The organism is Rhizobium sp. L43 (genome assembly GCF_002531725.1).
In the GTDB taxonomy this organism is placed as follows: domain Bacteria; phylum Pseudomonadota; class Alphaproteobacteria; order Rhizobiales; family Rhizobiaceae; genus Rhizobium.
This window is the reverse complement of the sequence record NZ_NWSQ01000061.1, coordinates 1-7,525: the sequence shown is the minus strand read 5'-3', so window position 1 is coordinate 7,525 and position 7,525 is coordinate 1. Positions and strand designations below refer to the sequence as shown.

The window sequence follows — 7,525 nt, the reverse complement described above, 5'->3', positions numbered from 1 at the left end:
GGATGAAATCCAAGGGGGGTCAAAATTGGATAAGTATCACCCCGCCAGAGGGGTCAACATTCCATGCTTAAACACACTCCGGGCTCCGCCGCGGCGAAGGCATCCTGCTGAGCTCCATAGCACCCGATCGGGGTGAGTAGGAGTGGAGCTTCCGAAAAATTCGCGTTGCAAAGCGACGCTCTGAAGCGGTGGCGAAATGGGCTTCGATCAGTATGTCATCACTTGCGTACTTTCGCGGGCACTGGAGGAGGTCGAGGCCGGCGAGGCGACGGCTACGGAGGTGACCGGATTTCGCAGATTGAACTCCGAGATGCGCTATCCAACCACGCTTACTTTGTCATTTGCCGTTGAAAACGTGCGGGATGCAGAGGTTGGCGTCGAGTAAGGACTGTTGCATGGTCGTCTGTTGCTGAATTACGCCCGGCCGCACGAGCTCATCAGCAGCCTATTTGCCAAAGTTATTGCGCTTCGCGCTTGCGAGATGATCAACTATGGAAGGAGTTCGGCCTTCTCGACCCGGGCGAACGAACCAGATTGGTCGCCAATCATTTCCCCCAGCTCGCTGCTGAGAACACCCACAATATGAGTGGAAGAAAAACCTCTACCACCAAATCTGTCAATCTGCAGGTTTCATTCTGTGCTCCCCTCCGAATTACCAACAATGCGAGGAATTCCAGAGCTGCTTTCGTTCCGACGAGTATGACACGGAACCGACGTAGCTACATAAGGCATAAAAGCCATGCGTCGCGTCCCTCGGTCAAAATCCAATCAGCTATTGATGAAGTTATCTTACCTGACTCACTGCCGGGCATTGATCAGGAGAAACGACATAGAATTGTCTAAGCTGTCGAAGGAAGAGCGGTCAACAATGGAGTCGCACTTGCCGAAAAACCAGCCAGGTGCACGCGGGGTGGATGACCGTCGCGTGATTCGGGCATCATCCACGTTGAGAAGGTTGGTTGCCGCTGGTGTGATTGCCTGGCCGCTTATGACCCACCGACGACGGTCTATAATCGCTCAACCCGTTGATGGTCGCAACGAGGCTCCTGGCTGAAGTCGCTCATGCAGACTGGCGCAGTGACGAAGAGTACGGCGGACTGCGCCAATTGTGCACGACCCGCGGCGGCATTTGGTGGAAAGGGGGCGCAAGAACAAGCCATCGGCCGTTGTCGCGGTGGCCGGACCACCAGAATCTATGCGCTCACCATGTGATTCCCGCCCGCAATTTCACAGCAGGAGACGTCAGACAGTTAATGCGTACGCCAGGCTTGATCGCCCGCGCTGGCCCAATACGTTATCTGTTGGGAGCCAAAAAGTATTACGCTGGGCAAATTGCGCTGCTCGCTGCAAACGAAGAAATGCACACCGGTCATTCCTAGTCGGCGCAACCGAAAAAAGGTTGTCCGCTTTGATCAGCGACGATACCGAGCGCAGCATCTGATCGAGAGCGCGTTTAATGAACGAACTCAGGTTGGAAATGCATGCGCTAGCGCCGAGTCCGGCATGGCGCATGGTTCTACCACTTATGGGGAGCCGATGCGCAGACATAGTCCACTAGATATTCACGTTGAAACAACCAATCAGCGCGAACTCGTACGATCCGCACTTAGAAATTCCATGCGCCGGCGAGTCGATGCTCGAAGGTTTTTTCGCGTGTTCAGCTATCCTCAGGACGGCCCACGTGCCGTTACGTTTGAAGCTTGCGCTCGACTGATTGAGTTTCGGCCTTAGAGCGGGCGGCTCCGGACGGATTTCGTTATAGTGTGGACTGTGAGCCGGTTAACGCGGCATACGTATTGGAACCCTCATTATCTATCAAGACGCCGTTATGTCGACCCGCATTTCCTCTTCCGAAGAAATAACCTAACCTTGGTCACGGCCTCTCTTTGATAGGTGACGGAGTCGTTAGGTTTGGGTGGCCCGTGCACGCGTCTGCAACGGCTGCCCGATCTTCCAAAGCATGCTCGTGTCGATCTCAAGCTCGACTCCAAACTTGCCCGCACCTGTGACTACGGTAGGATAAGCAAAAAGGGCGGTGTCAATCAGTACGGCGATCTTCTGGAGACCGAATGGTGATACGCTTCCTGACGGGTAGCCGAAGAGATCCAGTACCTGTTCTTTCTGAGCCAGTTCGGCTCGTTTCCATCCATACGTGCCAGCAACCGCTTTCATGTCGATCTTTGCAGGTGATGGCAGCAAAACGGCACAAAGGTGGCGTCCAGGATCCAATCGGCGCATCACATCGTCTGCTTGCTGCTCCGCAACAATCATTGTCTTTGCAACGCGTCCGACGGGAAGGCCGATAGCAGAGGCTAAATCTGAAGGGGATGTAATAGGGGTGGCGAAATCACTATATCGCCACAATCGTACCGTCGACGCTCCGATCTGGTGCAGTTCAGCAAGTACGTTCGGATGAACATCCAACATAGTCGTTTCCTTCCGTTTCATATGGCAGGATGATCGAGCATGGCTGATTGCGACTGCGAGTACACCCCGGTTGCGAGTAGGTTTCAGCCGGTTCGCTCCAAAAGTTGCCTAATGCGGCGGCGACCCTCGTCACCAAAAATACTGAAGTAAGCCTCCAGGCACTTATCGCTGCCAAGCATGAAAGGAGCATCATATTTGGTGATATGCCGAATAGCCAAGGCTGGAACCGGCGTGTCGAGCGGTCGAAACATCCTATTGTGCAACCCAGGTTCCGGGCAACCTGGATAAAATTCACCGATCATGAAACCTTCCTGAATGAAGTCGGGCTTCAGCCGTTTCTGCAGTTGACCTATCATGTTGATCTCTCCTTCATCCTGAATTCCAGGAAGGGCAATAATAATCGCCTTATAGATCCAGTCGCCCGTTCGATCGTTGAAGGACATAACGGGTTTCATCTGGCTGAAGACGGCGAGCATACGCGCCATCTCATTTTCGATTTCGTCAACTGCAACAACTTGCGACGCGGCAATCCGTAAGAGTCCCTTCGTCAGAGCTTCGGGAACGAAAGGGCAAACGCTCCCGTCCCGACCCAAACGAGGATGTGGATTGGAGAGGAAGTCCGAGGCATACCGAGCAAATTTCTGAAGAGCTGCGTTTGTATACTCATCGTAGGCATTGTATCCGGCATCAATGTTCTTTTCCAGAATTTCGCCCACTGTCATCAATGGACCGATCGTCCCGAACGGTTGGCTGTAATCTGTCCAGATCTCTTTAGTCATTTCGGATCCCTCGCTCGAAAAGCCACACGTTCAAAACGGAAGGTCGGGCTCTTTCATGCCAGCTCGGGCGGCGGGCGAGCTGGGTCGGGGGCCAACTAAGAGACCGACCTTCCATCGGAAGCGAAGCTCCCGAATTTTTTGATAGCACTGGTAGTTACACTTGTGTAACTGTTTTTTTAAATGGATGTGAAAACAAGAGCGGGGGCTCGTGCACCCTGAAGGTCAGTCGCACGACCGCTAAAAACTCTATATTCGTCGTAGTTATAAAGACATACATATGATAAATGTCGCCGCGATGGGATCCGGTAACAGGCTTTGGGTGAAAACAGAACGACCCATTGCGCAGAGGCGTGGCCGTGGCGAAGACAACACGAAGAGTAATATATACGCCAGAACAGATCGACGTCGGCGTAAAGCATAAGCTTGAGAAAATTGACTCGTTTTTGTCAGATCTCTTTAGCGAAAATTCCGAAGAAAAACTTTTCCTGAGGAACATTCTTGGGTTGCTGCTTAAAGTATATCATATGCATGCTAATAACAGACCCATGACGAAAATGCAGGCGTGTCGCTATCTACCTTTTAAAAACCAGACTGTTTGCCAAAAGTATGTCGAGGCAGCGCATTTGCGTGGGTTCATCGACATCACTCGGGACAAAACGGACAAACGGCGTCTGATTGTTGTTCCAAAAGAGCCGTTGGTTGTCTATGTCAATGAATATATAGCTAACTTCCTTGATGACTGCCGTAGAGCGATTGACAGTGCCGCTCAAGTAGCTACGCTTCCTGAGGAAGGAATGGCAACGGCACGGTCTTCATCTATTAATAAATCGCCAGCGTCTTCTGGAGCACCTGTAAGTTCCTCTCAGAAGACAGCCGATCTAAAAGCCCAGGCAATTTTAGCGAGTTCTATTGTGGGGAAGCAAAAGTAAGAAGCCGTCTCGCGCGCGATTAGCCTTTTATCAATCAAATGTCCCCTCCGTACACAAGCTTCATCGAGCTAACCCACTTCGCCCAGCCGGCCAGGCGGCCGGTGCAGGCGCTGCTACGGGGGAGCGGCTGTATCGTCGTTTCTGCCAGGAAACCGCGCGGGAGGTTCGGCGGCGTCCTCAGGCGCATACCTTGGCATTTACGCTGTCTTTTTCCGCTAACGCGGTCGTCCATCTCTTGGTCGAGACAGTGCATGAGATGGTGGCGAGTGGGAACGCAGGGTCGTCGCCTCGATCGTAACCGGCCCGATTGCTACCGCGGAGATTTTGCTTTGATGCGAGCGACGAGCGGCACGTCGTCAACAAAGCTGTCGAGGAAGTCGTTCCATTCTTGGGATGACCGGCGGGCGTCTTTGAGCATCTGCTCCAATTCGTCCATGCCGTCGTCTGTCAGTGCGGTCACGGATTCGTCGTCGCCAGTGCACACGGAGATAATGCTGCCATAGCTCAGATTATCATCGTTGGAGACGATTGCCTGAAGAAGCTCCGGGTCCTCTTCGAGAATTTCGGCAACAAATTTGATCGTACGGACGTGGGTGACTGTCGCCATCAGGCTGCCTTTGCGTCGATTGTGGTGATCGCCGACCAGTTCCACGGAAGCAATTCGTCTAACCGATTGATCTTGTGATCGTGGATACGATCGAGCACGTCAGCCAGATATGCCTGCGGATCACGACCATTCATCTTTGCCGTCTCGATGATCGTCATGGCGCGTGCCAAGGTCTCCGCTCCCGTATCGGCTCCCGCGAAGAGCCAGTTCCCTCTTCCAACGCCAAAGCCCGTTCATTCTGCCCATGTCGGCGATGAAGTCGAGGTCTATTATCGCTGGCATCCGTATTTCGGCCAGAGGGTTTCCATTTGGCACGACGACGATGCGGTGCGTGACGTGGTGTTGACGATCCATTGGAAGGGCGGTCAGCTTCGGAGCTCAAGGTCCGTAAGCCTCAGACCGGTGAACACGGTTGTGCCACCACTGAGGATGCCCTGGCGGTGATGCGCAGCATGGCTGGTCGCTGCTCCGATGAACATATCGCCGCGTCGCTTAATCGAATGGGCATGCCAACGGGGCAAGGAAAAACCTGGACCGGGCATCGGATCGCTTCTGTAAGGCGGGTGCGTGCGATCCACGCGTACAAATCAGCCTAACTATCGCTGGCATCCATATTTTGGCCAGAGGGTTTCCATTCGACGCGTCGAAGAAAGAGCGACAGGTCGGTTTCTGAAGGTTTTGGGGTCGGCCTGTCAGGGTTATTCTGAACCGTACCCTCTAATGGCATCGCCTTGCGCGGTGGCGGCAAATAATAGGCCGTCGCTCGAAGCCGGAGTGCTCATGGATCGGTAACCCCGCCTGCGCCTCGACCACCCTGGCTAGCGCCGGTCGTAGGCTTCGCCTTCGACATGCCACTGTCGAATACGGATTAACAACCACAAGGTGTGGGTGTCTCTGTGGCATCGGCCATCATGCGCAGGTCAAAGTTAGTCCCTTCCGCGAGGATGACGTTCATCGCAGGGCGCTCCGCAGATGATTGAATGCTTCGCAGAAGCCAGTCGCAGCATCCACGTCGGGACATCGGTGATCCGCGTGGGCGAGATTTGCTTGTAGAGATCGAGTAACACGTCCTCAAAGCCGTCCGGTGCGGCAACTTTGAGCTTCTCTCTAATACAGGACGCCTTCGCAATCGAGCCGCCGGGAATCGTACCAGCCCGAGCGGGCGCGGCCAAGCTCGCGTAACCGGATGTCGAGGTGAGCTTGAGATTTCCAGCTATTCCTCCTGTCGCAACGGCACAGCGAGACGACCGCTGTCGGTCACAGCCTGGGCCGGAACAAGTGCAGGTCTGAGATCGCTATAGCGTCGGGACCCGGCCAGGCATTCCCCAATAGGTGTCTCGTTTCTTGTCGCATCCGGTGGATCTTTTACTTGACGCATGCGGCCATAGCATCTGTTAACAGGGACAAGGCCTGCGGCACCAGAAGCGGCGCATCCGCACCCACTATCGTGCGGAGGGCCACAGTCCGTTAACAATTCACAGGTTTCAGGGTGCATCAGCAACAACAAAAATCGACGGCAAGCTCGATGGGGGGCCACGCGGATTGGGGTGCTCACTGAGCGCCGAGGTTCTAGAGTCTGTCAGGTTTATTTTGAACCATACCCTGCATGTCTGAGGTAGTTAGAGCACTCTTGGGGACTGAACGTCTTCAAGAGTTCTCCAATGCGTCTCCATGTTGTTTCAACGGTTCGTTCGTCTGCCTTTCTGACGAGTGTCTTGAGCTTTGCGAACATCATCTCGATGGGATTGAGGTCGGGGCTGTAGGGCGGCAGGAAGAAGAGATGTGCACCGACATCTCGGATCGCATCGCGGGCCGGCTTTCCTTTGTGGCTTCCGAGATTGTCGAGGATGACGATGTCACCGGCTTTGAGTGTCGGGACCAGACATTGCCGAACCCATGCGGTGAAAGCGATGCCATTGATGGGACCATCGAGGACGAAGGGGGCAACGATGCTATCGCGGCGTAAGCCGGCCAGGAAGGTCAGTGTCTTCCAATGACCATGAGGGACTTTTGCAATGAGGGGCTCTCCCCGCTGACACCAGCCGCAGGTGCGCGTCATGTTGGTCTTGACCCAAGTCTCGTCGATGAAGACGAGACGGTCCGGATCAAGCCGGTGCTGATGGGTCTTCCACCGCATCCGGAACCGGGCCACCTTCGGGCGGTCTTGCTCGCTTGCCACCAGCGTTTTTTTTGAAGGTCTTGCCTTCGCTGCGCAGAAAGCGCCAGACGGTGTCGTGAGACACGTTGATCCCCGCAGCCTTCAGGTCCGCCGACAGTGCGCGCACCGTCCAGTCGGACTTGACTTGTAGCCGCTGACGCACGGCGTCGGCGGCCGCACCCCTCAGTGTCGGTTTGACATAGCCGCCGATCTTCGCCGGCGCCAGGCCTTTACCTGAACGATCGAGCTGTCCGATGCGTACCGCTGTCGCAGCCGATATGCCGAACCGCTCCGCTGCGGCGCGAACCGTCATGCCATCATTCAACGCTGTCGCAATGCGCGTTCGCAAATCCAGAGAAAGAGGTCGCACCATCATCGCTGGCCTCCACACCAGCAATGACCTTGAATCACAAAATCAAAGACAAGGGAATCTCCGCACGATTCCGATTAGCGCTGACAGACTCTAGGCCTCAACTGTACCGCCCCCACCGAACTTCGGAGCTGTCGATCCTGTTCAAGACGTTCATTCAGAACCCTACTCGGTTTGTTGTAGAGCGACAATCTGGATGAGATCAGCGCGACAATCTGGATGAGATTCTGGTATCGCGGTCGTCGGCGACGGTAT

The 7,525-nt window shown here is 54.7% G+C and carries 7 protein-coding genes and 4 pseudogenes; 5 read left to right on the top strand and 6 right to left on the bottom strand.

What is annotated here, in order from left to right:
* Positions 1-196: 196 nt before the first annotated feature.
* The 3 genes and pseudogenes from CO667_RS36200 to CO667_RS36190 all read left to right on the top strand — a co-directional run bounded on the left by CO667_RS36200 (position 197) and on the right by CO667_RS36190 (position 719).
* Complete coding sequence (locus tag CO667_RS36200; protein ID WP_239621137.1) at positions 197-385, top strand: hypothetical protein; 189 nt, start codon at positions 197-199, stop codon at positions 383-385.
* Between the two features lie 89 nt (positions 386-474).
* Positions 475-528 (top strand): annotated as a pseudogene (locus tag CO667_RS36195) (hypothetical protein); the annotation flags it as partial.
* Between the two features lie 83 nt (positions 529-611).
* Positions 612-719 (top strand): nitrogen fixation protein NifQ, encoded by a 108-nt coding sequence (locus tag CO667_RS36190; RefSeq protein WP_141098812.1) that lies wholly within the window; start codon positions 612-614, stop codon positions 717-719.
* 1,186 nt (positions 720-1,905) lie between these two features.
* On the opposite strand, the gene CO667_RS33950 is transcribed toward CO667_RS36190, so the two are convergent.
* Both CO667_RS33950 and CO667_RS33945 read right to left on the bottom strand, forming a co-directional pair.
* Positions 1,906-2,427, bottom strand: coding sequence for a YbaK/EbsC family protein (locus CO667_RS33950; protein ID WP_054185946.1), 522 nt, complete (start codon positions 2,425-2,427; stop codon positions 1,906-1,908).
* 83 nt (positions 2,428-2,510) lie between these two features.
* Positions 2,511-3,206, bottom strand: a complete 696-nt coding sequence (locus CO667_RS33945) for a DUF6875 domain-containing protein (protein WP_096772339.1) — start codon at positions 3,204-3,206, stop codon at positions 2,511-2,513.
* Positions 3,207-3,562: 356 nt separating this feature from the next.
* Here CO667_RS33945 and CO667_RS35615 point away from each other — a divergent pair, with 356 nt between their 5' ends.
* Complete coding sequence (locus tag CO667_RS35615; RefSeq protein WP_239621135.1) at positions 3,563-4,135, top strand: hypothetical protein; 573 nt, start codon at positions 3,563-3,565, stop codon at positions 4,133-4,135.
* Positions 4,136-4,445: 310 nt separating this feature from the next.
* Here the strand turns inward: CO667_RS35615 and CO667_RS33935 are convergent, their stop codons facing one another.
* Together CO667_RS33935 and CO667_RS33930 are read right to left on the bottom strand one after the other, a co-directional pair.
* Positions 4,446-4,742 (bottom strand): hypothetical protein, encoded by a 297-nt coding sequence (locus CO667_RS33935; RefSeq protein ID WP_096772340.1) that lies wholly within the window; start codon positions 4,740-4,742, stop codon positions 4,446-4,448.
* A pseudogene (locus tag CO667_RS33930) lies at positions 4,742-4,966 on the bottom strand (transposase domain-containing protein); the annotation flags it as partial. The gene CO667_RS33935 and the pseudogene CO667_RS33930, both read right to left, overlap by 1 nt.
* Positions 4,967-5,060: 94 nt before the next feature.
* On the opposite strand from CO667_RS33930, the pseudogene CO667_RS36185 reads away from it, so the two are divergent.
* A pseudogene (locus tag CO667_RS36185) lies at positions 5,061-5,335 on the top strand (serine recombinase); the annotation flags it as partial.
* Positions 5,336-5,461: 126 nt separating this feature from the next.
* Here the strand turns inward: CO667_RS36185 and CO667_RS36460 are convergent.
* Positions 5,462-6,051: pseudogene (locus CO667_RS36460) on the bottom strand (Tn3 family transposase); the annotation flags it as partial.
* Between the two features lie 276 nt (positions 6,052-6,327).
* Positions 6,328-7,273, bottom strand: a protein-coding gene (locus CO667_RS33915; RefSeq protein WP_170961553.1) for an IS630 family transposase whose coding sequence is annotated in 2 segments (ribosomal slippage) — positions 6,328-6,933 and positions 6,935-7,273 — 945 coding nt in all. Because the reading frame shifts where the segments join, the coding sequence is not laid out codon by codon here.
* Between the last annotated feature and the right edge of the window lie 252 nt (positions 7,274-7,525).

Coding starts and splice junctions, on each gene's coding strand:
- CO667_RS33935 (WP_096772340.1), bottom strand. CDS start 4,742: ATGGCGACAGTCACCCACGTCCGTACGATCAAATTTGTTGCCGAAATT.
- CO667_RS33950 (WP_054185946.1), bottom strand. CDS start 2,427: ATGTTGGATGTTCATCCGAACGTACTTGCTGAACTGCACCAGATCGGA.
- CO667_RS33945 (WP_096772339.1), bottom strand. CDS start 3,206: ATGACTAAAGAGATCTGGACAGATTACAGCCAACCGTTCGGGACGATC.
- CO667_RS36200 (WP_239621137.1), top strand. CDS start 197: ATGGGCTTCGATCAGTATGTCATCACTTGCGTACTTTCGCGGGCACTG.